A 23,809-nucleotide genomic window follows, 5' to 3' on the forward strand; every position below is an offset into this window, starting at 1 on the left:
TCATGTTTACTCTTCGCTGTTGATCGTTCTCGACAACACCTCCTCCATGTCTCGATCAAGGAAGACGAGGAGATCTTCTTCTGCCAATGGCCGGGAAAGGTAGAAGCCCTGGATGGTGTCGCAGTTCATGGCGATGAGGGCCCTCAAGGTCTCCCTGTCCTCCACGCCCTCTGCAGTCACTATCAGCCCCAGCTCGTGGGCGAGGGCGATGGTAGAGCGCACGATGAGAAAATGGCGATCATTGATCAGCATGTCGCCTACGAAGCTCATGTCTATCTTCACCTCATCGACGGGAAACTCACTCATGTAGGAGAGCGAGGAGTAACCGGTGCCGAAATCGTCCACCGAGATACAGGCGCCGGCATCATGGAGGTTGGAAAGCACATCTCGCGTGCGCGATGGATCACGAATGAAGCCGGTCTCGGTGATTTCCAGCCAGAGGCTGTGTGCCGGCATCGGCGGCGCCAGGCTCAGGGTGATGAAGTCGACCAGATCGGGCTCCATGAGATCCTGGGGTGCCAGGTTGATGCTGACACGAAAGCTCGAAGCAGCGAGGCCCGTGCGCCACAGCATGCCGCTGGCTTCCTCGATCACCCAGCGCGTGATCCAGTGCGTCAGCCCGGCCTGTTCCAGCATGGGAATGAAACGCCCCGGGGATACTAGCCCCAGAGTGGGATGACGCCAGCGGATCAGCGCCTCGACATCCCGCACTCGCCCGGTCTTGAGGTCCAGCTTGGGCTGATACTCGAGGAACATGTCGCGGGTGCCGTGGCGATGGAAGTCCTGCAGCAGAAGCAGGTCGTCGATATCCGGCTCGAGATCGGCGCTGTAGATCACCCACCGGCGGTGTGCATCTCGGGCCATCGCCACGGCCAGGATGCCACGGCGAACCAGTTCATCGCCGCCATCATCCTCGTCGAGGCTTGCCTCGTTGACGATGCCGACGACGTAGACGGGGTCGAGATCGACAGAGCCGAGGTTCAGCGGCTCGGTCAAGCGCGCGACGAGTTCGTTACCTTCCAGCGCCTTTCGCGTGGCAATGGCGAAGAGCCCCGAACCGAAATGGCCGACCAGGTAACCATCCTGTGTCTCCAGCAGCCTGGCAAAGGCTCTTTGCAATTCCAGCGCCACCTGGTAGCTGAAGGCAGTGATCAACTGCTCGAGATTGATCAGTTGGATCAGGGCAACGGTGGGCGCCCAGTCAGGATCAGCCTCGATCAACCCGTCGAGCTTGCTGATAAAGGCACTGCGATCGGGGAGCCCGGTGAGCATGTCATGTTCGAGCCGATACTGAAGCTCGCCCTGCAGCGAACGGCGAGATTCCAGCTCCCTGGAGAGCAGGCGAGTCTTGCTAGCCACCTGCCGGTGCAGCGACCAGGACCAGAGGTAGCCGGCGGCCCCCAGCAGCAACAGCGGCAGCGCTATCCAGGCAAGGGTGTGCAGATGATCCCGCCAGGTCGATGGCTGCCACTCCAGTTCGGAGAGCCAGTCCCCGTGAACCTCGAAATAGGTGCCGCTAGCCTGCAGCAGGCCCACCTGCTCCTCGAGCCATGCATGCAGAACATCACGCCCCTGCCTGACGGCGAAGGCGTAGGCCCTGGGCCAGAAGGGTGGGCTCACTTGATGAATATCAAGCTCCGCCGCGGCAATGACATGACGCGCCGTGTGGGCGGCGACGAGGGCAATATCCGCGCGACCTTCCACCACGGCCAGCAGGGCGCTACGAATATCCGCCTGAGGCATCAGCTCTCCGTCGGTCGGGTTTTCGATCAGGCGATTTTGCGCATAACCTCCCTCAACGACGGCCACCCGCCTGCCGGCGAGATCATCGGGACCTTTCGGGATCGATTCAGGAGAGGGCGCAAAGATGCCGTGTGCCACGTGATAGATCGGCGAGGTGAAGTCGAATCGCCCCTCTCGCTCCTCAGATACGAAAAGCGCCACCACATCCGCCTCACCGTTTTCGACGGCCTCGAGGGCTTGTTCCCACGCCATCAGCCGGTGCTCGGCCTCGATGCCCTGCTGACTGGCGATGGCATCCTGAAGGTCGATCACGAAGCCCCTCGCCTGACCGCTGCCGTCGCGCCACTGGAAAGGGGGATAGTCGTCGGAGCCGGCGAATACCAGCGGATCCGGGATGCTTGCCGGGGGTGGCGGAATCTGAGCGGCGAGCGGCACCGATGAGGTCACAACCAGACCGAGGAGCAGCAGGCAGGCCCTGCTCACCCTTCCTATTCCTTGCTCTTGCGTGAACCCCATGGAGGCCTCGCGTTTCCGGGTGGCTTTTCGCCTTGATACGACCTATCTCACTCAAGGGTATACCAGCCTGCCACAGTTCACAGGATGCCAGGTGCCAGTTGGACCGACAGGAGCGCCCGCAAATCCAGGGATTACCTACTTAAAGTGCCAGGTGATTGACTACCCGCAACCTCAAGACTATCCGGAACAATCCACCGGGCTTGCGGCGCGATAGGTCGCCAGGGCCTCTTCCATGGCCTGCTGCAACGCCTTGATACGCGAGCCGTGGGCCGGGTGAGTAGAGAGGAACTCGGGGGGCTGGCCACCGCCGGCGGCTGCCATGTTGCGCCACAGCGCCACACTCTGTTGCGGGTCGAACCCCGCCCGAGCCATGATCGCCAGACCCATCAGGTCGGCCTCCTCCTCGTGGGCACGGCTGAACGGCAGACTGATGCCGAGCCGGGCGCCGAGGCCCAGGGCCTGCATCAGTTGCTGTCCTCCCAGCTCTCCCTCGCCCAACAGCCCCACCAGCAGCAGCACGGCCTTGATGCCGAGCTGTTGGGTGAGACGCTCGTTACCGTGGTCGGCCAACACATGGGCGACCTCATGGCCAATCACCGCCGCAAGTTGGGCCGGAGTTTTGGCCACGCGCAACAGGCCGGCATGCACACCGATGCGCCCCCCCGGCAGGGCAAAGGCGTTGGGGGAGGAATCCTCGAAGACAGCGACTTCCCATGTCTCGGGCAGGTCCGCGTCCGGGTAGCGCGCCTCGGCGGCAGCCACCACTTCCCGGGCCACGCACTGCACCCGGCGGTTGACGGCCGCGTCGCGTGAAACCGGCTGGCGCTGACGCAGCTGGTCGAAGGCGTCCTCGCCCATCTGGGCCATCAGGGTGTCCGGCACCAGAACCAGTTGGGAGCGCCCGGTCGGTGTCTCCTCGCAACCGGCCAGCGGTACCAGGGACAGCATGAACAACAGGCGCAACAGGAATCTTTGACGCATCGCATCCTCCCTCTCGTCGGTGGACCGAGCCGATTAGCCTAGCCCGCCTGACCGAAGGAGGAAACGCCCCTCCCCTAACAACTCATTAATCACACCTGACGCGTTGCGACATGCCGGCGAGTCGTTGCTCGTCCTTCAGGGATTACTGAAGCTCGCCGTTGACGTAGATGTCCGCATTCGCCGGTTGGTCAAGCGTGATTTGTGGACGCTTCCCGTAGACGCGAAAACCGTCTGCGGCTCCGACGACGCGTCCCTCGGCGCGATTGCCGCTGACGCTATCGTTGGCCTGTATCGAGACTTCCTTCCCGTCCAGGCGTCCGCTTACCTGTTCCAGCCTTCCCCCGTCTGAAATCGTATAGTCGGTTCCGCCACGGGTGTCGCGGCCGCTGATGACGATTGTGTAGAATGGCTGTCCGTTGACATAGACATCGGCGTTCCCAGGATCGTGAAGCAGTATCCCCGGCATCTCGCCGAAGACGCGGAAGCCGTCAGCGGCACCGCCGACATGGCCCTTCGCAAAATTACCCTCGACCGTGTCATTTCCCTGAATCGAAACTTGGCGACCATCAAGCGTTCCGCTGACCTGCTCGAGATTTCCGCCGCCCGAGATCGCATATCCCGTACCGCCGGACGTATCGCGGCCACTGATGACGATAGTGTGCTCGACGCGCTGCGCTGATTGCCTGGTTTCCGGTCCGGACGTTCTGAAGGTAATCCAGCAGCAGCCGGCATGCTCGTCAAAACCCGCCAGCGGACCGGTGTTCGGGTACTCGACGTATACCTTGTACTCCTCATCCTCACTCAATTCTCCGGATGGTACGGTGTGTTCGAGCAGCAGCATGCCGGTCGCATAGCCCCTGCCGGTGGTCAGCCCCTTGCCGCGCGTTTTCTCATAGGTATAGACGGTGTTTCCGCTCTCGACGTGCGTTATCTCGAGCTCGATCCTCTTTACGTTCGGGTTGCAGTTGGAACCTCCCTTTGCAGTTGCCTGTATGGTCGGGGTTATCGACGTGACTTCCCCCTGCTCCGGACTAACGATTTCTGGTGCACAGAATTCCGCCCATGACGGTGACGCGAACAAGAACAATGCCGCAAAAATGGCAATACCCGTCAGCGGGATTCTCTTAGAGGTCACCATTTCCGTATCCTCCTGAGATTTCCGATCCTTACATCGGTCGCGTCGAGGGCTGGCGAGCAGCCGCTTATGCACCTCACTTACGGGCTCGGGCTCGGCCATCGTACAGTCGACCGACTCGTGGGGCGCATATGTTGCCAGCATAGAACCGGCGACGGACATCATCCAGCCCGCTCACCCAATGGGCAGGCCGGCGCCAGCGCTGCTCGCAGCAGGCCTACGGCCACTGTGCCGATGCGATCCGCCACGTCCCCTCGAGGCGTACCAGCCCTACCTTGGCCGACAAGCTTTCGCCAGTTCCGGAGCGCAGTTTCAAGGTCACACGGACACGACGTTCCGCATCTGCCGCCACCAGGGGCTCCACCCTGCCGATCTCGTATTCGGAGGCCAGTCCCACCGGACCGTCGTCACCATCCATCAGGAAACGCGAGACAGACCCGCCGACGCTTAGAGCGGACCAATACTGCCGCAACATAGCCTCGGGGTCCTCCGCCTGGCCACCGTCGTCAGCTACGACAAGAACCGGGCGCGGCGCCGGCTCCTCCACTGCGCCGTACCATCCCGCGTCGCTTTCGCCGCAGCGGAAGGTGCGGGCTTGCCGGTCCGCCACCTCGCGGGCCAAGGTGTTGGCCTCGGGGGCGGCCCCTGCATCGACGAAGCCCACCATACAGCTTTGGCCATCGGGGCTTGCCGCGACAGTGCTCACCACAAGCACTTGTCGCTCCTGTCCGCCGCCGGAGACCAACCATCGGTGGATTGTCGCGAACGCCTGCCCATCTGCGAGGCGCCATTCCACGGTGTCGATCACCTGGTTGAAGCCGGCGAAGCTCTCCCATGGGCCCATCGTATCCATGAGGCCGTAGTCGAGCGACATGCGGCCGTCGTCGTCGGCGACAAGAACCTTGTTCGTGCCATAACCAGCGCATTCAAGACGCGCCCATGCACCAGGCTCGTCAGCTGCCGACCGGTCGAGGACAGAGCATTCCGAATTCCATTCGATGGTGGAGTACTGGCTCGATACCTCCTGAGCCGCTGTCGGCGAGGCCAGGACCGCGATAGCCGCGCCAGCAACGCCGACCCGTACCGTGTCGCCAATGCGCATGAATTTCTCCTCAGCTCGGGTTAGTGGCACCTATCATCCACACCGAAGAAAGCGAGGTGATTTCCGCCTTCGGCGATGTTTCACTGACCAACTGATCATCGAAAGGGTCTCAGGCCCGACGCTGAAGCGCCTGGCCGGGGGAAAGAGTATCTTGCCGCGCTGCTTGAGTGTTTTGCAGGCCAGGGAGGAAGGCTGGCAGATCTTACCCATCATAACTACCCCAAGCACCCAAGGTTGAGATCCGCCGCCTTTGTCGCAAGGCCAGGCCTTCAAGGCCAAGAGCGTGACAGCTTGCCTTCAAGGCGCTGCCTCGCTCGCTCACGCTCTGGATGATCTGGCTGCTGCCCTTCGAGGCGTCGTAGGCAGGTCCTGATGGTGTAGTCCGCGCCAGCGCGACTTGGCGGTTTTCTGCTCAAGCTCCCGGCGATGCGCTCGCCATATTGCGCAGATGCCAATAATGGCGCAGCACGGCATCGTTGATGGTCCGCTCCTGCTCAAAGGCGCTAGGAGTGGGGCAGAACAGCGTGACACCGAGACGCTGTTTGCCGATATCCGTGGTGGCAAGGGTCACACGAGGGTGGGGTTCGGCGATATTGATGCCGCTTTGCTTCCTGATCTGCGCGCTGTAGCGTTGGGCCAACTCGGCATGCGGGGCGTGCAGCGTCGCCATCTCGTGCTCCAGAGCCGGCAGCACAGATCGCATGTCCACGTCGGACTCCAGAACGACGCAGACTTCGAGATATACCCACTTCTTGAAGAAGTTCTGATTCTGGACCGGTGTGGTCAGGAAAACACTGTTGGGCACCACGATGGTCTTGCCTGAGTATTCAAAGCGTCCCACGGGCCCGCCGATTTCCTGGAGGGTCGTTGCTAGCATGGTCTCGTCGACCACCTGGCCGCGCAGATTGCCTATCTCGACCCAGTCTCCGATCTCGAAAGGCTGGTTGACGACGCGCAGGACGGTGCCCGACAGACAGAGAATCAGTTCCTTGGTCGCGATCACCAACGCGACGGCGAAGGCAGTGATGGACAACGCGAAGGCGTGAAGGGAAGGCAGCCAGATCAGCACCAGGCCGGCCAGGGCGAGGACCACGGTGACATTCCGGGTGCGGGCCAGCCACGCACGGCGGTAATCGGACAGAATCTCTTTCCGGCCGCGTATGACGCGCACCGCGAGGATGCGCAAGGTGGCGAGAAAAGCCACCAGCGCAACCGAACTCACGACACGGTTGCTCAGTAGTTCCACCCAGAAAAAATCTTCAGCCATGGCGGTTTGGCTCTCCTCCTTGCAGATCAATGGTCAGACATGACCATGGCACAAGCGACGCTGCGGCGTCGATCGGCGGAAAGCTCAGTTCGACTCGGCCCTCAGCTTTCGGTCAGGAGCAAGCAACGATATGGCTGAGTAATGAAAATCAGTAGGGGGTCCAGATGGGGTGTTCTGGCTATCAGGCAAAGAAAAAGCCGCTGAAATCAGCGACTTAATCGATATTTGTGGCGGAGGGGGAGGGATTCGAACCCTCGAAGCCTTTCGACTTACACACTTTCCAGGCGTGCTCCTTCGACCACTCGGACACCCCTCCGCATTGTGGTTCTGGAGTCGGGCAGCCTAGCTTGCGCCGTGCCTTGTTCTCCAGAACGGCGAACATGGTATCGACTTAAGTCCGCGATTGCAAGCAGGTTTTCCTTCGATAGCCGGCTCAGCTTGCGGGCAGCACGGCGTAATCACCGCGAGCTTCCAGGCAGAGGGTGTCGCCGCACCAAAGCCGCTGAACCAGGGCAATCCGCCCCTTGTCACGCAGTTCCAAACGCTCCGCCAGCCGTGCCGTAGCATCCTCGGTGGCAGGCATGCAGACCAGGTGATAGTCGCCGGTTACGGGGGCCAGAAAGCGCTGAGTGGCCTCGGCCACCACCACGTCCCGGGCGAGGCCGTGACGTCGCAGCCAGAGGGTAGTCCAGCACCAGCCCAGCAGGGTGGTCTGTGCAACAAGCGCACCGCCGAAACCAGTGCCTTTGTCGTTCAGGCTGGGGGTGAGCGAAAGCGCCCAGGCCAGGCTATCGCCCTCGCGAGTCATCTCGCGGATGCCCAGCGTGGTGACCATGGGGATCGCCTCGCCGAGCCAGGAGAGGAACTGGTCCAGATCGTCCTCCTGGCCGGGAGCGGGCAGTGGCAAGCGGGGATGAGGAATCCCTATCTCTCGCATGATTCGGCTCCAGGCGTGATGGGGTAGGTGCTATCGGGGAAGCATACGACCGTAACGTCCGTGATACTGCTCTAGGCGGAGCAGTTCCTGCTGACGAAAACGATAGTCGCGATAAAGGCTTCTCAGCTCCCGGTGCAGTTCCTGAATTTCGTCGCTCGCGACTTCCTCGTCATCCAACCGATGCTCGACGCGCTGGATCTGGCGTTCTAGTCCCTCCAGCTCGCTCTCTACCTCGTGGATAGCCAGGCCCTGGCGGTAGCTCTCCAGGAAATTGCCCTCGAGCAGTGCCGGGCAGACACCCCGGTAAGTTGCCCCGCGACGCCCCTCGCGATAGGCATTGGCCGGGGTACAGTAGTCAAGCAACCCCCGCTCCCTTCCCCGGTAGTAAGCCTCGGCGTCAGGCCGGATGCCATAGTCGGCACAGGCCTTGGCATGCTCGAAGAGCCGAGCGCGCGGCTGGCCCTGGGTACCATCGATGCGTCCGAGTTCTTGCCAATTGGCGGTGCGGCATTCGCCCTCCGACAAGGTGGCGCAACCCGAGAGACTCAGGGCAAGCAGTATAAAGATGAGTGTCAGGAGATGGCGACGGGTCATGGCAAGCTTCCAGGCAGGCGTGCACCGCATAAAGGAGTCGCGCCCAGTATTGCCGGGCGACCAGGAAAGAGGAAACACCGATCGCTCAGTCCCAGTGCTCCACAAAATCGTCGATGTCATGTTCCGGCACCGGCTTGTGGCGCCCCCCCAGGGAACCCAGGTAGATGAAGGCCACGATCTCATCGTCCTCGGCAAGCCCCAGGCCCTTGTGCACTGCGGGATCGAAGACGTACTTGCCGCTGCGCCACATGGCACCGAGCCCCTGTGCATGGGCGGCAAGCAGGATAGCGTGGGCCGCGCAGCCAGCAGAGATCACCTGTTCGATCTTCGGCACCTTGGGGATGTCGGGGGTGACCTTGGCGATCACCGCGATGATCATGGGGGCACGAAGCGGCTTCTTGCGCGCCGCGTCGAGGACAGCGTCACCCGCGTGGGGATCCTCGCGAAACTCGGCCTCTGCAAATAGCTCGCCAAGCCGGGAGAGGCCCTCGCCGGAAAACTCGATGAAGCGCCAGGGACGCAGCTCCTTGTGATCAGGCGCGCGCAGGGCCGCCCGATACATGGCCTCGAGCTGCTCGGAGCTCGGCGGCGGGCTTATCAACTTGCCCATGGAGCTACGTTCGTGCAGCAGCGTCATCGCATCCATGTCGCTCTCCTGTTCAGGTTAAGTCAGCACTCTACCCAAGCGGCTACTGGCGCGCCAGCCGCAGTGGCTCGGGCGGACACTCGCCGAGAGTGGCACGCCAGGGGCTGATGTCCAGCCCGCCGCGTCGCACATAGCGCGCCAGGACCAGCAGTCGTTGCGGCCGAGCTCGGGCCATCAAGTCCATGAAGATGTGTTCCACGCAATGCTCGTGGAAGTCCTGGTGCTGACGAAAGCCGATCAGGTAGCGAAGCAATCCCTCGCGATCAAGCTTGGGCCCCTGGTAGCGGATCAGCACGCTGCCCCAGTCGGGCTGGCCGGTAACCGGACAGTTGGACTTGAGCAGGTGGGAGTGCAGTGTCTCCTCGACGATTGCTTCACCCACCCTCAGGTGCTCGACACTGGGCGTGTAGTCCGTGATCTCGATGTCCAGGTCATCCAGGCATTCGCCGGGTAGGCGACGCGGTGCCAGGGCCTCGTGATCGACGTCGAACAGCTCGACGGAGACCGCAGCCCCGGCGGCACGGGACAGGTCGGACACAAGGGTGTCGATGACCCGCTCACGGCCCCCGAAGCGAGTCTGGTTGAAGCCATTGAGATAGAGCTTCCAGGATTTCGACTCGATCAGATTCGGCGAGTCCGCCGGCAGACGGAAGCGCGCCACAGCGACCCGCGGCTTGCCGCGGGCATTGAGCCAGGAGACCTCGAAGGCGTGCCATTCGTCCTCGCCAACGAAGGGCAAGGCACCCTCCTCGATGCCCAAGGGCGCGCGGTTGGCATCGCGGACAATGGGATAGAGTAAGCCGGCGTCGTAGTGTTCGGGATAGACGGATTGCCGCCCCAGGGGCGCATGCTCGAGGGTGTCGGGTCGGTGATGGGTCATGTCAGCTCCTGATGCCCTTGCCGCGTTCCAGCATCCAAAGGGCCATACCGAAGAGCATGGTGATGAAAGCGAGAATGGCTGCCAGTGCCCAGCCGACGGGGATGTCGGAGACCCCTAGGAAACCGTAGCGGAAGACATTGACCATGTAGAGGATGGGGTTGAGCATCGACACGCCCTGCCAGAAGGCCGGCAGCAGCGAGATGGAATAGAAGACCCCGCCGAGGTAGGTCAGCGGCGTGAGCACGAAGGTTGGCACGATCGAGATGTCGTCGAACTTCTTGCCCAACAGGGCGTTGATGAAGCCGCCGATGGCGAACAGCGCCGCGGTGAGCACCACCACGAAGACCGTCAGCAGCGGATGCGCCACCTCGATCCGGGTGAAGAACAGCGACACCAGGGTGACGATCAGCCCCACACCCAGGCCGCGGGCCATGCCGCCCAGCACGAAGCCGGTGAGAATCACCCAGTTGGGCATGGGCGAGACCATCATCTCCTCGATGGAGCGCTGGAACTTGTTGGAGAAGAAGGATGATGCCACGTTGGAGTAGCTGTTGGTGATCACCGCCATCATGATCAGCCCGGGAACGATGAAATCCATGTAGCTGTAGCCATCCATCTCGCCGATCCGCGAGCCGATCAGGTTGCCGAAGATGATGAAGTACATGGTCATGGTGATCGATGGCGGCAGCAGGGTCTGCGGCCAGATCCGCGTGAAGCGCTTGATCTCCTTGTGCACCAGGGTCCAGAGGGCGACGGCGATCTGGGTCGAGTTCATGCGCGCGCCTCCGCCGCTTCAGCCGCCTTGTCACTGTTGCCCTGCTCCACCATGGAGACGAACATCTCCTCGAGCCGGTTGGCACGGTTGCGCATCGACATCACCTGCAGCCCTTGGGCGCTGAGCGCCTCGAAGACATCGTTGAGGCGCTGGCCGCGACGCACCACCACGGCCAATTGGGCGGCATCGACCCGACTCACCTCGAAGTCCACCACCTCGGGGGTGGCCTCTATAGGGTGCGCCAGGTCGAGCAGGAAGGTCTCGGTATCGAGCTCGGCGAGCAGGTCACGCACGCTGGTGTTCCGGATGATCTCGCCATGGTTGATGATCCCCACGTTGCGACAGAGGCTCTCGGCCTCCTCCAGGTAGTGGGTGGTGAGGATGATGGTAGTGCCCTCGTCGCGATTGATACGGCGCATGTAGGCCCACATGCTGCGCCGCAGTTCGATGTCCACACCGGCGGTGGGCTCGTCGAGGATCAGCAGCCTGGGCCGGTGCATCAGGGCGCGGGCGATCATCAAGCGCCGTTTCATGCCGCCTGAGAGCATCCTCGCGCTGCCGTTGCGCTTGTCCCACAGACCCAGATCGCGCAGCAGCTCCTCGGCGCGGGGCAACGCCTCGCGCCGCGACATGCCGTAGTAACCTGCCTGGGCCAGCACGATATCGATGACCTTCTCGAACTGGTTGAAGTTGAATTCCTGGGGCACCACGCCGAGATGGTACTTGGCACGGGCGAAGTCACGGTCGATGTCGATGCCGAAGATCGAGACATGGCCAGCAGTCTTCTGCACCAGCGAGCAGACCACGCCCAGGGTGGTCGACTTGCCGGCGCCGTTGGGCCCCAGCAGGGCATAGAAGTCACCCTCGGCGACATCGAGGTCGATGCCCTTCAGGGCATGGAAACCATTGCCGTAGACCTTGGTCAGGCCTCGGATGGAGAGTGCCGGTTCGGCCATGAGCGATCCAGTGGAAAGGAAGAGTCTCTGCGAAGAGCACGAATGATGGGGGTGACAGGGGGGAACTTCAAGCCGCCGCCAAGCGGAGAGAGGCGTCGGGAAAACAGCAGAGAGGGTACGAAGATGATACGAAAGGGTGGCGTCCCATAGGGGGTTCGAACCCCTGTTACCGCCGTGAAAGGGCGGTGTCCTAGGCCACTAGACGAATGGGACACAATAAGGGGGATATGAAGCGGGAAACGAGATTCGATCGGACTCGCGTGCCAGCTCGTGACCCGAGCTTTGGCTCGCTAACGCGTTCAATTTTTGGAGCGGGAAACGAGATTCGAACTCGCGACCCTCGCCTTGGCAAGGCGATGCTCTACCACTGAGCTATTCCCGCACTCCGGTACCTGATGAGTCGAGTGGCGTCCCATAGGGGGTTCGAACCCCTGTTACCGCCGTGAAAGGGCGGTGTCCTGGACCACTAGACGAATGGGACGCATAAGCTATTTAAGCTTGGAGCGGGAAACGAGATTCGACTGGGCCGTCACATCGGATCGTGACCCGAGCCTTGGCTCGATACCGCTTGTTCACGCTTGGAGCGGGAAACGAGATTCGAACTCGCGACCCTCGCCTTGGCAAGGCGATGCTCTACCACTGAGCTATTCCCGCACTCCGGTACCTGATGAGTCGAGTGGCGTCCCATAGGGGGTTCGAACCCCTGTTACCGCCGTGAAAGGGCGGTGTCCTGGACCACTAGACGAATGGGACGCAATGTCTCGGCTCGTCGAGGTGCGGCGAATATTACCCAGCACCCGAAAGGCTGTCAAGCGGGTCTCGCCCGGCGTTGAGAACTCGTGACCGATGCTGCCCATCGACTGGAAACACCCACCCGTGTTGATGTCAGAATAGGGGGGAACGCGCCGGGGCCGTACCCGGCTCCATGACAAGGAGAGAGGCCATGCGCAGCAAGATTCAGAAGAGCGATGCCGAATGGCAGCAGCAGCTGACACCCGAGCAGTACCGTGTCACCCGCCAGAAAGGTACCGAACCGCCCTTCAGCGGCCACTACCACGTGAGTGACGAGCACGGCATCTACCACTGCGTATGCTGTAACGCCCCGCTGTTCGAAAACGAGCACAAGTTCGATGCCGGCTGCGGCTGGCCGAGCTTCGACCGTCCCTTCACCCCGGGCTGCGTGACGGAACAGACCGATACCAGCCAAGGCATGCAGCGCACCGAGGTAACCTGTGCGCGCTGCGATGCCCATCTCGGCCACGTCTTCCCCGATGGCCCGCCGGAGACCACCGGGCTGCGCTACTGCATCAACTCGGTGGCGATCCAGTTCCACGCCGGGGAGTAGTCCCGGCGCGTCAACGCCCTCCCCTGACACGGCCTGCCATCTGCTATGATGAGCGGCCGTTTTCATTATGCTCATGCAGGAGAGGCTCGATGCTCGGCTGGTACCCGGGACACATGAACAAGGCGCGCCGACAGATCCTCGAGGCGCTGCCGGAGATCGACGTGGTGATCGAGGTGCTCGACGCCCGCCTGCCCTACTCCAGCGCCAACCCCATGCTGGCCGAGCTGACCCGCCACAAGCCGGTGTTGAAGGTCCTCTCACGGGCCGACCTCGCGGACCCCGAGCGTACCCGGGAATGGGTCGATTTCTTCGACGCCCAGGACGATATGCGCGCCCTGGCAGTGACCACCACCAATGCCCGGGAGCTCAAGCGCATCCCCAAGCTGTGCCACGACCTGGCTGGCCAGGTACGCGCCGACCGCGACGTGCGGGTGATGGTCATGGGCATTCCCAACGTAGGCAAGTCGACCCTGATCAACGGCCTGGCCGGGCGCACCATCGCCAAGACCGGCAACGAGCCGGCGGTGACCAAGCGCCAGCAGAGGGTACGCATCGGCGGCCGGGTAGCGTTGACCGATACCCCCGGCGTGCTGTGGCCCAAGATCGAGGACCAGGCCAGCGCCCATCGGCTGGCCACCAGCGGCGCCATCCGCGACACCGCCATCGACTACGTGGAGGTCGCCGTGGTCGCCGCCGCCGAACTGGCCAGGCGCTACCCCGAGGCCCTCAAGGCCCGCTACAAGCTCAAGACCCTGCCCGAGTACGCTCCCCACCCCGAGGCCGAACAGGTCGAGTCCGATGGACCGGCACGAATCGACCTGCTCGCACTGGCCGGCTTCGACGGCCATGCGATACTCACCGAGATCGCCGGCAAGCGCGGCGGCCTGCGCCCCGGCGGCGAGGTCGACCTGCACCGCGGTGCCGAGGTGCTGCTCCACGAGTTGCGGGACGGCAAGCTGGGCCGGTTGACGCTGGAGACTCCGGCGGACATCCCACCCGAGCCGACGCCAGAAGAAGAGAGCCTGCCGGCCGACCAGCCCACATGATCCGCCGCACGCCGATTCGACATGATGACGAGCGCCGAGTAAAAAAAGCCCCGACCGATAGACCAGGAGCTCAAGACTCCTGGACGACACTGGATAGAAATGCCATGGACACTCCCCCCATCAGGAAATCGCACAAGCTCGAGAACGTCTGCTACGACATCCGCGGCCCGGTGCTCGAGCACGCCAAGCGGCTGGAAGAGGAAGGCCAGCGCGTCCTCAAGCTGAACATCGGCAACCCTGCGCCGTTCGGCTTCGAGGCGCCGGAGGAGATCCTCCAGGATGTGATGCGCAACCTGCCCACCGCCCAGGGCTACTGCGACTCCAAGGGGCTCTACTCGGCGCGCAAGGCGATCATGCAGGAGTGCCAGCGCAAGGAGATCCCCGGCGTCGGTATCGAGGATATCTACATCGGTAACGGCGTTTCCGAGCTGATCGTGATGGCCATGCAGGCGCTGCTCAACGACGGCGATGAGGTGCTGATTCCAGCCCCCGACTACCCGCTGTGGACCGCGGCGGCCAATCTCTCGGGCGGCCATGCCGTGCACTACCTGTGCGACGAGCAGGCCGACTGGGCGCCGGACATGGACGACATCCGAGCCAAGGTTACCGCCCACACCCGGGCCATCGTGATCATCAATCCCAACAACCCCACCGGGGCCGTCTACCCCCCGGCAGTGGTGCGCGAGCTGCTGGAGATCGCCCGGGAGCACGACCTGGTGGTGTTCTCCGACGAGATCTACGACAAGATCCTCTACGACGGGGTCGAGCATGTCTCCACCGGGGCACTGGCCGGCGAGGACCAGCTGGTGGTGACCATGAACGGGCTCTCCAAGAGCTACCGCTGTGCCGGCTTCCGCTCCGGCTGGATGATCTTCTCGGGCCACGTCGCCAAGCAGCGCGCGGGCGATTTCATCCAGGGGGTAACCATGCTGGCCTCGATGCGACTGTGCGCCAACGTGCCGGCCCAGCACGCCATCCAGACCGCACTGGGCGGCTACCAGTCGATCAACGACCTGATCCTGCCCGGCGGGCGCCTGCTCGCCCAGCGCGACATCACCGTTGAGAAGCTCAATGCCATCCCCGGGGTCAGCTGTACCCGACCCAAGGGGGCCCTCTACGCCTTCCCGCGGCTCGATCCCAAGGTGTTCAACATCAAGGACGACCAGCAACTGGTGCTCGACCTGCTGCTCCAGGAGAAGATCCTGCTGGTGCAGGGCACGGCCTTCAACTGGCCCGAACCCGACCATGTGCGCATCGTCACCCTGCCCTGGGCCGATCAGCTCGAGGATGCCCTGGACCGCTTCGCCCGTTTCCTGTCGCGCTACCGCCAGTAGAGCTGAGCAAGCTATATCTGCCCGCCGCTTGAAACCCGGCGGGCAAGACCGTATCTAAGCAACGGCTTCTGCACGCCGCGGTTCGCGGCCCCCCTTCCCGACGACCGGAGATTTCCGACAATGATGCGAATCCTGCTCTTCCTGGGCACCAACCTGGCGGTGATCGTGGTGGCCAGCATCACCCTGCGCCTGCTGGGTCTGGAGTCCTACCTGCAGTCCCACGGCATGAACATGACGGGACTGCTGATCTTCTGCTTCATCTTCGGCATGGCCGGCTCGATGATCTCGCTGTTCATCTCCAAGTGGATGGCCAAGCGCAGCACCGGCACCGTGGTGATCGAGAAACCATCGAACGACACCGAGAAATGGCTGGTCGATACCGTGGCGGAGCTGGCCCGCGACGCCGGCATCAAGACGCCGGAAGTGGGGATCTTTCCAGCCCAGCAGTCCAATGCCTTCGCCACCGGCTGGAAAAAGGACGACGCCCTGGTCGCGGTCTCCGCCGGCCTGCTCAACCGCATGCGCCCCGAGGAGGTGCGTGCGGTGCTGGCCCACGAGATCGGCCACGTCGCCAACGGCGACATGGTCACCCTGGCGCTGATCCAGGGCGTGCTCAACACCTTCGTGATGTTCTTCGCCCGCGTTGTGGCACAGCTGGTTGACAGCTTCCTGCGGCGCGATGGAGAAGGCGGCCTGGGCTTCCTGGGCTATTTCGCAGTGGTGATCGTCGCCGAAATCGTCTTCGGGCTGATCGCCTCGGCCATCGTCGCCTGGTTCTCGCGCTTCCGGGAGTATCGCGCCGACAGCGCCGGCGCCCAGCTCGCCGGCAGCGGGGCAATGATCAACGCCTTGGCCCGCCTCAAGGCCGAGACCGAGATGCCGGACCAGATGCCGGATACCCTGCGGGCCATGGCCATCACCAAGGGCCAGACGCGTTCGCTGATGGAGCGGTTCTTTGCCAGTCACCCGCCCCTCGACGATCGCATCCGCGCCCTCAAGGAAGCCACCTACCGCTAGAAGTGGAGCCTTCCCATTACGCAACGGACCCGCCAATTGGCGGGTCCGCTGACGTTTGGCCCCACCGGGTCAGCCGGTGGCGACCCGGAAGCCCACGGCTCCCAACAATGATGCCAGCTCCCGGCTCTCCTCACCCAGCGCAATCTCGAGGGTCGCGAACTCACGGCGCAGCGGGTAGGCCGCTCGGCAAGCATCGAAGCCCTTCGCCATGCCCTGGCGGCGTGCCTCGCGGTGCAGGCTGTCGTGGTCACGCCGTACGTCATAGACGGCACGCAAACACAGGCGAAGCGCCTCCTCGGCGCCGAGGCCGGCGTCCAGGACGAGACGCCTGACCGGGGGCGGGGGAGCGAGATCGGCCAGTGTCAGGCGCGCGGGCAGGCCGACATGCTGGGCCAGGGCGCGATAGATTCGGTGGGTGCCACACAGCTTGCCATCCAGGCTGTAGCCGGCGACGTGTGGCGTGGCGATGTCAGCGAGATCCGCCAGACCGGAGTCGATGGCGGGCTCGTGCTCCCAGACATCGAGCACCGCGGTAACATCGCCTTGCCCCGCCAGCCGCTGGCGCAGCGACTGGCCATCCACGCAATCGCCACGACCGGCGTTGAGTAGCACACAGCCAGGGGCCAAGGCCGCGATGCGCTGGGCGTCGAGCAGGTGTCGCGTTGTGTGGGGCCCTTCGGTCACCAGCGGGGTATGCAGGCAGAGCACGTCGCATTCGTCGATCAGCGACTCCAGGTCCACGAAGCCTGGCAATCCCTCCTCCTCGAAGCCTTCCGCTTCCACGCGGGGTGGGTCGCAGGCCAGGCAGTCGATGTTCATCGCCGAGAGGCGATCGAGAAGCCGCCCGCCCACGTTGCCAACGCCGACGATGCCCACGCGGCGATCGGCCAGCTGCCAGTCCTGGCGTTCGGCCAGGGTCGCCAGGCTGCCCAGCACGTATTCCACTACTGCTTCGGCGTTGCAACCGGGGGCGCTGGCGAAGGCGATACCGCGCTCGGCCAGGACATGTTCGTCCACGTGGTCGGTGCCGATAGTGCAGGTCCCGACGAAGCGCAATCGTGAGGCTTCGGCCAGCAAGGCCTCGTCGACGCGAGTGATGGAGCGCACCACCAGAGCGTCGACCTCGCGAAGCGCGGCAGCATCGATCTCGCGCCCCGGCAGGCGGACCACCTCCCCCAGTTCCCCGAAGCACGTCTGGGCGGCGGGCACATTGGCGTCGACGACGATTCTCATGGCTAACTCCTACTTGCGGATGATGCGACTTGTCCAGTGTGCCCAAGCCCTTACAATACCGCCAAATGCCATTCGTGCGCCGCTGGCCTGTGGCGTCCTTCACCTCGGGAGCTACCGTGATCGTTCGCTGGGAAACCGACCATGACTATGTGCTGGTACATGTCCATCAGGACATGTTCAGCGACTGGATCTTCAGCCGTGCCTGGGGGCAGATCGGCACCCAGTTCGGCGGGCTGAAGCATCGCCTGGCCGATGACCAGGACCAGGCGATGATGTGGCTGGCCGATGAGACCACCATTCTGGCTTCCCGGGGCTTTCGCAAGGTACTGGAGGTGGAGGACGAGAGCACCGAGGGGCGCGATGCCGTCAGCCAGCTGTCGCTGCTGGAGCCGTAAGCTGCAAGCTGCAAGCTGCAAGCTGCAAGCTGCAAGCTGCAAGCTGCAAGCTGCAAGCTGCAAGCTGCAAGCTGCAAGGCAGTATGCGGCTAGCCTAGCTACAGGCAAGAGTTTTCCTTGTCGCTTGCGCCTTGTGGCTTGTCGCTACCCGGCGAAGCCGGGTCATCCCAGATAACGCCGCCCGCCACGCATCACGGCGCCCTTCGCCTCACGTGGCTCGCCTTCGCCGGCCAGCTGGCGTCGCAGCATCTCCCAGGCCGCCTCGTCCAGCCAGCCCCGTGATGCCAACCAGGCGACCAGCCGCTCAGGCTCCATACCACGATCCAGCTCGACCCCCGCCTCGTCGACCAGGACCGGGATGCGCATTCCGTAACGTGCGACCAGGGCCTCATCGTCGCTGATCTCGACCCTCTCCAGGCGGTACCGCTCATGGCAAAGGGTCGCCAACAGGGCCTCGAGCTGCTCGCAGAGATGGCAGCCCAGGGTGGTATAGAGCCTCAGCCGGATCATGCGTCTTTCCCTTGAAGACTCATAAGCCCTCCGGGTGGCGAATCAGGAAAACGTGGTGAAGGTCGGGCTTGCGAACGAAATCCGGATCGAAGGTCCGCGACGAGATGTCCTCCACCCGGAACTGCTCGGTGAGGTCCGCATCCAACGTGAAGCGCCGCTGGTTGTTGGAGAACACCAGGGTACCCCCCGGCGCCAGCCGTGCCATGGTCAGGTGCACCAGCCGGCCATGGTCTCGCTGGACGTCCAGGGTATCGGTCATCTTCTTGGAATTGGAGAAGGTCGGCGGATCAAGGAAGATCAGGTCGAACTCGCCACCGGCGGTCTCCAGCCAGCGCAGGCAGTCGTCGCGAACCAGCCGATGGCGTGCCGGATCGAGCCGGTTGAGGGCGAAGTTGTCCCGAGCCCACTCCAGGTAGGTATTGGAAAGGTCGACACTGACGCTCTCACTGGCCCCGCCCTGCTCCCCTGCTCCCAGGGCCGCCTGCACCGTGGCCGCGCCGGTGTAGCAGAAGAGGTTGAGGAAACGCTTGCCCGGGGCCATTTCACCGAGCATGCGGCGCACCGGGCGATGGTCGAGGAAAAGGCCGGTGTCCAGGTAGTCGCGCAGGTTGACCCACAGCCGCGCCCGGCCCTCCTGCACCTCGAAACGCTCACCGCTGGCCGCCTGCTTGCGATACTGCGCCTTGCCGCTCTGGCGCTCGCGGCGCTTGACCACGACCTTGCCGGGATCGACATCGAGCACGTCAGGGATCACCCCCAGCGCCTCGAACAGCCGCTTCTGGGCCTGGGCGGCATCGATGGACCTGGGCGGGGCATACTCCTGCACGTGCACCCGGTCGCCGTAAATGTCGATAGCCAGGGCATACTCGGGCATGTCGGCATCGTAGAGACGGTAGCAACTCTCGCCGCTCTTCTTGAGCCACTTCTTCAGCCGCCGACGGTTCTTCTCCAGGCGGTTGGCGAACATCTGCGCCCCCTCCGAGCGTGCGGACGTGGCCTTTACGGACGGCGAAACGTCTTCGTCGGGAATGGCCATTAACAGCAGCTTGGCCTCCAGGGGGCCGTTGCGTAGCGAGTACTGCTTGTGGGCGCGCAGCCCGATGCGATGCCCGAGGTCCGGGTTGGCGGTGAATACCGCTAGCTGCCAGCCCGGGAAAGCCCTCTTGACCCTCTCGCCGAGCTGGCCATAGAGCCGTATCAGTTCAGGAAGCTCACCGAGGCGCTCGCCGTAGGGCGGATTGGTCATCACCAGGCCGCGGGGCGTGTCGGGCAGTCCCTCGGGACGTTCGAGCCCGGCCAGGGAGGCACCTTCGAGTTCGATCAACGCCGGCACACCGGCACGCATGGCGTTGGCCTTCGCCGCGGCCAGCGCCGGGGGGCTCTCGTCGAAGCCGAACAGCGGCGAGCGGCAGCGCTTGCGACCGATGCTGGCCCGCGCCTCGGCCTCACGCCGCAGTTCTCGCCAGCAGCGCTCGTCATGACCGGCCCAGCCGTGGAAGCCGAAGCGCTCCCTGGCTAGGCCCGGCGCGATGTCGGCAGCCATCATCGCGGCCTCGATCAGCAGGGTGCCGGCACCGCATAGCGGATCGACCAACGGCGCCCCCTCCCGGGCCAGCGCCGACCAGCCGGCACGCACCAGCAAGGCGGCGGCCAGGTTCTCCTTAAGCGGCGCATGACCCACGTCGCGACGATAGCCACGGCGATGGAGACTGTCACCCGAGAGATCCACACCCAAGATCAACCGCCCGCGGTGAAGATGGGCATAGAGGCGAAGGTCCGGCTGGTCGGTATCGACGTCGGGACGCGGCCGCCCCTCGGCATGGAGGCGATCCACCACGCCGTCCTTAACGGTCTGGGCACCGAAGCGGGTGTGGCGGATCGCCTCGGAACGACCATGGAAGTCCACTGCCAGGGTCGCACCCGATTCGAGGTGGAGCCGCCAGTCGATGGCCGCGGAAGCAGCACGCAGCGACTCGGGAGTTTCGATGCCCTCCTCTTGCGCCAGGCAGAGTACCAGCCGATTGGCCAGGCGCGACCAGAGGCAGATGCGGTAAGCGCCCTCGAGGCTCGCGCGAAGGTGAACCCCGGCCACCGTGGTCTTGCCGGGCACGGCACCCAAGGCGGCAAGCTCGTCGGCCAGCAGCAGCTCGAGGCCCCGCGGGCAGGTTGCCAAAAAATCCAGTGAATCAGGGGAGTGCAGGTCAGTCATGAAGGTTCCATCGGCGCGGTGCCTGGCCGGAGTGAAGGCGTGAAGGACAAGTGAACGCCTTGTTACAAATCATCGGTCGACAATCGCCGTCATCCTGGGCTATCAATGAGAGAGTAGCTACTGAATGACGCATGCGTTCCTGTCAGCGGGCCTCGAGTCGTCGTGCAGCACGAAGTTGCCGCAGAGACCGATGTCGCCCGGGCAACATGAATCCGGCATCGATATGCTGGGTTCTCATCGGTACCTTCATCAAGAGGTAGTCCAATGAAACGACAGAAACGTGATCGCTTCCAGCGTGCCTATGTTCATGGGTACAAGGCGGGTCTCTCGGGTCGTTCCCGCGATGACTGTCCAAGTCAGGATATCAATCTACGCGAGTACTGGATGAGCGGTTGGCGTGAAGGTCGTGGGGATCAATGGTCCGGCATGACGGGAGTCTCCGGCATTCACAAGAACCCCATGGTGATGTGACTTCCACATAGTCCGAGTCAGTGACCCATCGTCAGAGGTGTTGACGAACATATCAAGCCCACGGCCATGCCGTGGGCTTTTTAGTAGCCGCCCACCGGACCCTCACTTGCCGGCGAAACGGGCCTGCAATGTCCGGGCACACTCCCCCACCAGCCCCGGCCCGCGATAGATGAAACCCGAATAGAGCTGTACCAGATCGGCACCGGCCGCCACCTTGGCCACCGCTGCCTCGCCGCTGTCGATGCCGCCTACGCCGATGATCGGCATATCGGAAAGCCGGCGACGCAGTTCGCGGATCACCGTATTCGACGGCTCGAAGACCGGCCGCCCGGAGAGCCCCCCTTGCTCGTCGGCATGCTCGAGCCCCGCCACCGCCTCCCGGGAGACCGTGGTGTTAGTGGCGATCACCGCGTCGATGGCATTGGCCTCGAGGCTGCGCGCCACCAGCCCGACCTCCTCGGGGTCCATGTCCGGGGCAATCTTCACCGCCAGGGGCACACGGCGACCTGTCTCCCGATCGAGCCGGTTTCCCTCGTCGCGCAGGGCACCGAGCAGCGAATCCAAGTGCTCCCCGAACTGCAGGTTGCGCAGCCCCGGCGTATTCGGCGAGGAGATGTTCACCGTGATGTAGTGCGCATGGCCATGAACCTGGCGCAAGCAGGTCAGGTAATCATCCACCGCCTGCTCGACCGGTGTGCTGAGATTCTTGCCGATGTTGATGCCGATCACGCCGTCATAGTGGCTCGCCCTAACCCGGGCGACAAGGTGATCCACCCCGGCGTTGTTGAAGCCCATGCGATTGATGATGGCACCGGCGTCGGGCAGGCGGAACAACCGTGGCCGCGGATTACCGTCCTGAGGCCGGGGCGTCACGGTGCCTACCTCGACGAAGCCAAAGCCCAGTGCACCCAGGGCATCGAGATGGTCGGCATTCTTGTCGAGCCCGGCGGCCAGGCCCACTCGGTTGGGGAAGTGCAACCCCATGAGCTCTACCGGATCATCGACCCGCCCGCCGAATCGCTCCGCCAGGCCCAGATGACCGGCCAGGTCGAGCCCCCTCAGGGCAACCCCGTGGGCGGTCTCGGCGTCCAGGCGAAACAGCAGCGAACGGGCGAGCGAATACATGGCGACTCCGGACGAGGATGGCGATGGGGCGCGATAGTATAGCAGTGCCGCGGGTGGGAAACGACGGCGTCGAGCCACCTGGCAACCGCTGATGAGGAGCCCCATGGCGACAGGCGGGAGCCGTTCTGTGGTCTACTGTAGGCAACGTCGTTAGGATCACGGCCGATTGGGCCGTGCAGCCGAAGCCAGGGAGACCCATATGGCCGATACCACCGAAACCCTCGAGGACCGCCTCTCGCGCATCCACCGGGCGCTGAGTGACGAGCAGTTCGATGCCGTCGACGATGTGCTGGGCGACCTGGAACCTGCGGAGATCGCCCTGCTGCTTGAGTCTCTGCCACCGGCAGCGCGCATCCAGCTGTGGGAACGGGTACCGGGCGAGGTCGACGGTGAGGTCCTGTTGCACGTGCACGACGAGGTGCGCAGCACCCTGCTCGATGACATGGACCATGCCGAGATCGTTGCCGCCACGTCCAGTCTCGACACCACGGACCTCGCCGAGATCTTCGAGGACCTGCCCCAGCAGGTAGCCGAGGACATGCTGCGCTCGATGGACGAACTGCAGCGCAACCGGCTACAGGAGACCCTCTCGTTCGAGGAGGACAGTGCCGGTCGCCTGATGCGCACCGATACCATCGCCGTGCGCGCCGACGTCAGCCTGGAGACGGTCAGGCGATTCCTGCGCTGGAAGGAGACGGTACCCGACAACACCCATTCGCTGATGGTGGTCGACCGTAATGGCTTCTTCGTGGGGGTGCTGCCGCTGGCCCGCCTGGTGTCAAACGACCCCGAGATGGCCGTTGCCGATCTGATGGATGATGAGGTGGACGGCATCCAGGTGACCATGCATTCCCGTGAGGTAGCCACTCTCTTCCAGACTCACGACTTGGTCTCCGCACCGGTGGTCGATGAGGCCGGCCTGCTGCTCGGGCGCATCGTCATCGACGACATCGTCGACGTGATCCGCGAGAATTCCGAACAAGCACTGATGAACATGGCCGGTCTGGACGAGGAAGAGGACCTCTTCGCGCCGGTGATGCCCAGCGCCAAGCGACGCGCCGTGTGGCTGGGCATCAACCTGCTCACCGCCTTCCTGGCCGCCTGGGTGATCGGCCGCTTCGAGGATGCCCTGGACAAGATCGTGGCCCTCGCGGTGCTGATGCCCATCGTTGCCAGCATGGGCGGCATCGCCGGCAGCCAGACCCTCACCCTGGCGATCCGCGGCCTTGCCCTGGGCCAGATCAGTCGCACCAACAGCAGCTGGCTGCTGCGCAAGGAGATCGGCATCGCCGCCCTCAACGGTGTGCTCTGGTCGCTGGTGGTTGCCGTGCTTGCGGTGCTCTGGTTCGGCAGCATCGGCATCGGCATCATCATCGCCACCGCCCTGGTGATCAACATGCTGGCCGCCGGCGTCGCCGGTATCATCATCCCGTTGATGCTAAAGCGCTCGGGCATCGATCCCGCGCTCTCGGGATCGGTGATCCTAACCACGGTGACCGATGTGGTAGGATTCATGGCCTTCCTGGGACTGGCCACGCTGTTCCTGCTGTGACCGCTGCCTCACCAGTCGCCTGACACCCGCTCCAGCAACA

22 protein-coding genes and 6 tRNA genes are annotated in these 23,809 nt (G+C 63.7%); 7 read left to right on the plus strand and 21 right to left on the minus strand.

Annotated elements, in window-relative coordinates; translation table 11 throughout:
• Positions 1-6: 6 nt before the first annotated feature.
• The 17 genes from BMY30_RS05515 to BMY30_RS05595 form a co-directional block, all read right to left on the minus strand.
• Positions 7-2,226 carry a putative bifunctional diguanylate cyclase/phosphodiesterase gene (locus BMY30_RS05515; protein WP_170840079.1) on the minus strand — a complete coding sequence of 740 codons (2,220 nt, stop codon included), beginning with the start codon at positions 2,224-2,226 and terminating at the stop codon, positions 7-9.
• A 210-nt stretch (positions 2,227-2,436) separates the two neighbouring features.
• Entirely contained in the window at positions 2,437-3,240 is an 804-nt protein-coding gene (locus BMY30_RS05520; protein WP_089711425.1) for a M48 family metallopeptidase, read from the minus strand.
• A 142-nt stretch (positions 3,241-3,382) separates the two neighbouring features.
• Positions 3,383-4,378 (minus strand): hypothetical protein, encoded by a 996-nt coding sequence (locus BMY30_RS05525; RefSeq protein ID WP_089711427.1) that lies wholly within the window; start codon positions 4,376-4,378, stop codon positions 3,383-3,385.
• 214 nt (positions 4,379-4,592) lie between these two features.
• A complete protein-coding gene (locus BMY30_RS05530; RefSeq protein ID WP_089711429.1) occupies positions 4,593-5,477 on the minus strand; it encodes a hypothetical protein in 885 nt (294 codons plus the stop codon).
• Between the two features lie 412 nt (positions 5,478-5,889).
• Entirely contained in the window at positions 5,890-6,744 is an 855-nt protein-coding gene (locus tag BMY30_RS05535) for a mechanosensitive ion channel family protein (protein ID WP_089711431.1), read from the minus strand.
• 228 nt (positions 6,745-6,972) lie between these two features.
• Positions 6,973-7,060, minus strand: a tRNA-Ser gene (locus BMY30_RS05540).
• 117 nt (positions 7,061-7,177) lie between these two features.
• A complete protein-coding gene (locus BMY30_RS05545) occupies positions 7,178-7,681 on the minus strand; it encodes a YiiD C-terminal domain-containing protein (protein ID WP_089711433.1) in 504 nt (167 codons plus the stop codon).
• Positions 7,682-7,711: 30 nt separating this feature from the next.
• Positions 7,712-8,275: a DUF2799 domain-containing protein gene (locus tag BMY30_RS05550; protein WP_170840080.1), complete on the minus strand. Its 564-nt coding sequence runs from the start codon at positions 8,273-8,275 to the stop codon at positions 7,712-7,714.
• An 85-nt stretch (positions 8,276-8,360) separates the two neighbouring features.
• Positions 8,361-8,921 (minus strand): nitroreductase family protein, encoded by a 561-nt coding sequence (locus tag BMY30_RS05555; protein WP_089711437.1) that lies wholly within the window; start codon positions 8,919-8,921, stop codon positions 8,361-8,363.
• Positions 8,922-8,964: 43 nt separating this feature from the next.
• Positions 8,965-9,801 (minus strand): NADPH-dependent 7-cyano-7-deazaguanine reductase QueF, encoded by an 837-nt coding sequence (gene queF / locus BMY30_RS05560; protein ID WP_089711439.1) that lies wholly within the window; start codon positions 9,799-9,801, stop codon positions 8,965-8,967.
• A gap of 1 nt (position 9,802) precedes the next feature.
• Positions 9,803-10,576, minus strand: a complete 774-nt coding sequence (locus tag BMY30_RS05565) for an ABC transporter permease (RefSeq protein WP_089711441.1) — start codon at positions 10,574-10,576, stop codon at positions 9,803-9,805.
• The gene (locus BMY30_RS05570) at positions 10,573-11,532 is read right to left on the minus strand and encodes an ABC transporter ATP-binding protein (RefSeq protein ID WP_089711443.1); all 960 of its coding nucleotides are present in this window, start codon (positions 11,530-11,532) and stop codon (positions 10,573-10,575) included. The genes BMY30_RS05565 and BMY30_RS05570 overlap by 4 nt, the downstream gene beginning before the upstream one ends.
• 137 nt (positions 11,533-11,669) lie before the next feature.
• A tRNA-Glu gene (locus BMY30_RS05575) sits at positions 11,670-11,745 on the minus strand.
• Between the two features lie 94 nt (positions 11,746-11,839).
• Positions 11,840-11,914: transfer RNA gene (locus BMY30_RS05580), tRNA-Gly, on the minus strand.
• A 23-nt stretch (positions 11,915-11,937) separates the two neighbouring features.
• Positions 11,938-12,013: transfer RNA gene (locus tag BMY30_RS05585), tRNA-Glu, on the minus strand.
• Between the two features lie 98 nt (positions 12,014-12,111).
• Positions 12,112-12,186 (minus strand) — tRNA-Gly (locus BMY30_RS05590).
• A 23-nt stretch (positions 12,187-12,209) separates the two neighbouring features.
• Positions 12,210-12,285: transfer RNA gene (locus BMY30_RS05595), tRNA-Glu, on the minus strand.
• 190 nt (positions 12,286-12,475) lie between these two features.
• Between BMY30_RS05595 and msrB the strand changes: the two genes are divergently transcribed.
• The 4 genes from msrB (at position 12,476) to htpX (ending at position 16,274) form a co-directional block, all read left to right on the plus strand.
• On the plus strand, positions 12,476-12,877 hold the full coding sequence (gene msrB / locus BMY30_RS05600) for a peptide-methionine (R)-S-oxide reductase MsrB (RefSeq protein WP_089711445.1): 402 nt from the start codon (positions 12,476-12,478) through the stop codon (positions 12,875-12,877).
• 89 nt (positions 12,878-12,966) lie between these two features.
• Positions 12,967-13,923, plus strand: coding sequence for a ribosome biogenesis GTPase YlqF (gene ylqF / locus BMY30_RS05605; RefSeq protein ID WP_089711447.1), 957 nt, complete (start codon positions 12,967-12,969; stop codon positions 13,921-13,923).
• Positions 13,924-14,027: 104 nt separating this feature from the next.
• Positions 14,028-15,257, plus strand: coding sequence for a pyridoxal phosphate-dependent aminotransferase (locus tag BMY30_RS05610; protein ID WP_089711449.1), 1,230 nt, complete (start codon positions 14,028-14,030; stop codon positions 15,255-15,257).
• Positions 15,258-15,377: 120 nt separating this feature from the next.
• Complete coding sequence (gene htpX / locus BMY30_RS05615; protein ID WP_089711451.1) at positions 15,378-16,274, plus strand: protease HtpX; 897 nt, start codon at positions 15,378-15,380, stop codon at positions 16,272-16,274.
• 69 nt (positions 16,275-16,343) lie between these two features.
• Here htpX and pdxB read toward each other — a convergent pair whose 3' ends face one another.
• Complete coding sequence (gene pdxB / locus BMY30_RS05620) at positions 16,344-17,507, minus strand: 4-phosphoerythronate dehydrogenase PdxB (RefSeq protein ID WP_089711453.1); 1,164 nt, start codon at positions 17,505-17,507, stop codon at positions 16,344-16,346.
• Between the two features lie 116 nt (positions 17,508-17,623).
• Between pdxB and BMY30_RS05625 the strand changes: the two genes are divergently transcribed.
• Complete coding sequence (locus BMY30_RS05625; RefSeq protein WP_089711455.1) at positions 17,624-17,902, plus strand: hypothetical protein; 279 nt, start codon at positions 17,624-17,626, stop codon at positions 17,900-17,902.
• Between the two features lie 162 nt (positions 17,903-18,064).
• Here BMY30_RS05625 and BMY30_RS05630 read toward each other — a convergent pair whose 3' ends face one another.
• Together BMY30_RS05630 and rlmKL are read right to left on the minus strand one after the other, a co-directional pair.
• Complete coding sequence (locus tag BMY30_RS05630) at positions 18,065-18,412, minus strand: glutaredoxin family protein (protein ID WP_089711457.1); 348 nt, start codon at positions 18,410-18,412, stop codon at positions 18,065-18,067.
• Positions 18,413-18,431: 19 nt separating this feature from the next.
• Positions 18,432-20,621, minus strand: a complete 2,190-nt coding sequence (gene rlmKL, locus BMY30_RS05635) for a bifunctional 23S rRNA (guanine(2069)-N(7))-methyltransferase RlmK/23S rRNA (guanine(2445)-N(2))-methyltransferase RlmL (RefSeq protein ID WP_089711459.1) — start codon at positions 20,619-20,621, stop codon at positions 18,432-18,434.
• A gap of 264 nt (positions 20,622-20,885) precedes the next feature.
• Here rlmKL and rmf point away from each other — a divergent pair, with 264 nt between their 5' ends.
• A complete protein-coding gene (gene rmf, locus BMY30_RS05640; protein WP_082042631.1) occupies positions 20,886-21,092 on the plus strand; it encodes a ribosome modulation factor in 207 nt (68 codons plus the stop codon).
• A 102-nt stretch (positions 21,093-21,194) separates the two neighbouring features.
• Here the strand turns inward: rmf and BMY30_RS05645 are convergent, their stop codons facing one another.
• Positions 21,195-22,217, minus strand: coding sequence for a quinone-dependent dihydroorotate dehydrogenase (locus BMY30_RS05645; protein WP_089711461.1), 1,023 nt, complete (start codon positions 22,215-22,217; stop codon positions 21,195-21,197).
• A gap of 199 nt (positions 22,218-22,416) precedes the next feature.
• Here BMY30_RS05645 and mgtE point away from each other — a divergent pair, with 199 nt between their 5' ends.
• On the plus strand, positions 22,417-23,769 hold the full coding sequence (mgtE, locus tag BMY30_RS05650; RefSeq protein WP_089711463.1) for a magnesium transporter: 1,353 nt from the start codon (positions 22,417-22,419) through the stop codon (positions 23,767-23,769).
• The last annotated feature ends 40 nt before the right edge of the window (positions 23,770-23,809 follow it).

Origin of the sequence: Halomonas daqiaonensis (genome assembly GCF_900109725.1) — a bacterium.
Classification (GTDB): domain Bacteria; phylum Pseudomonadota; class Gammaproteobacteria; order Pseudomonadales; family Halomonadaceae; genus Halomonas; species Halomonas daqiaonensis.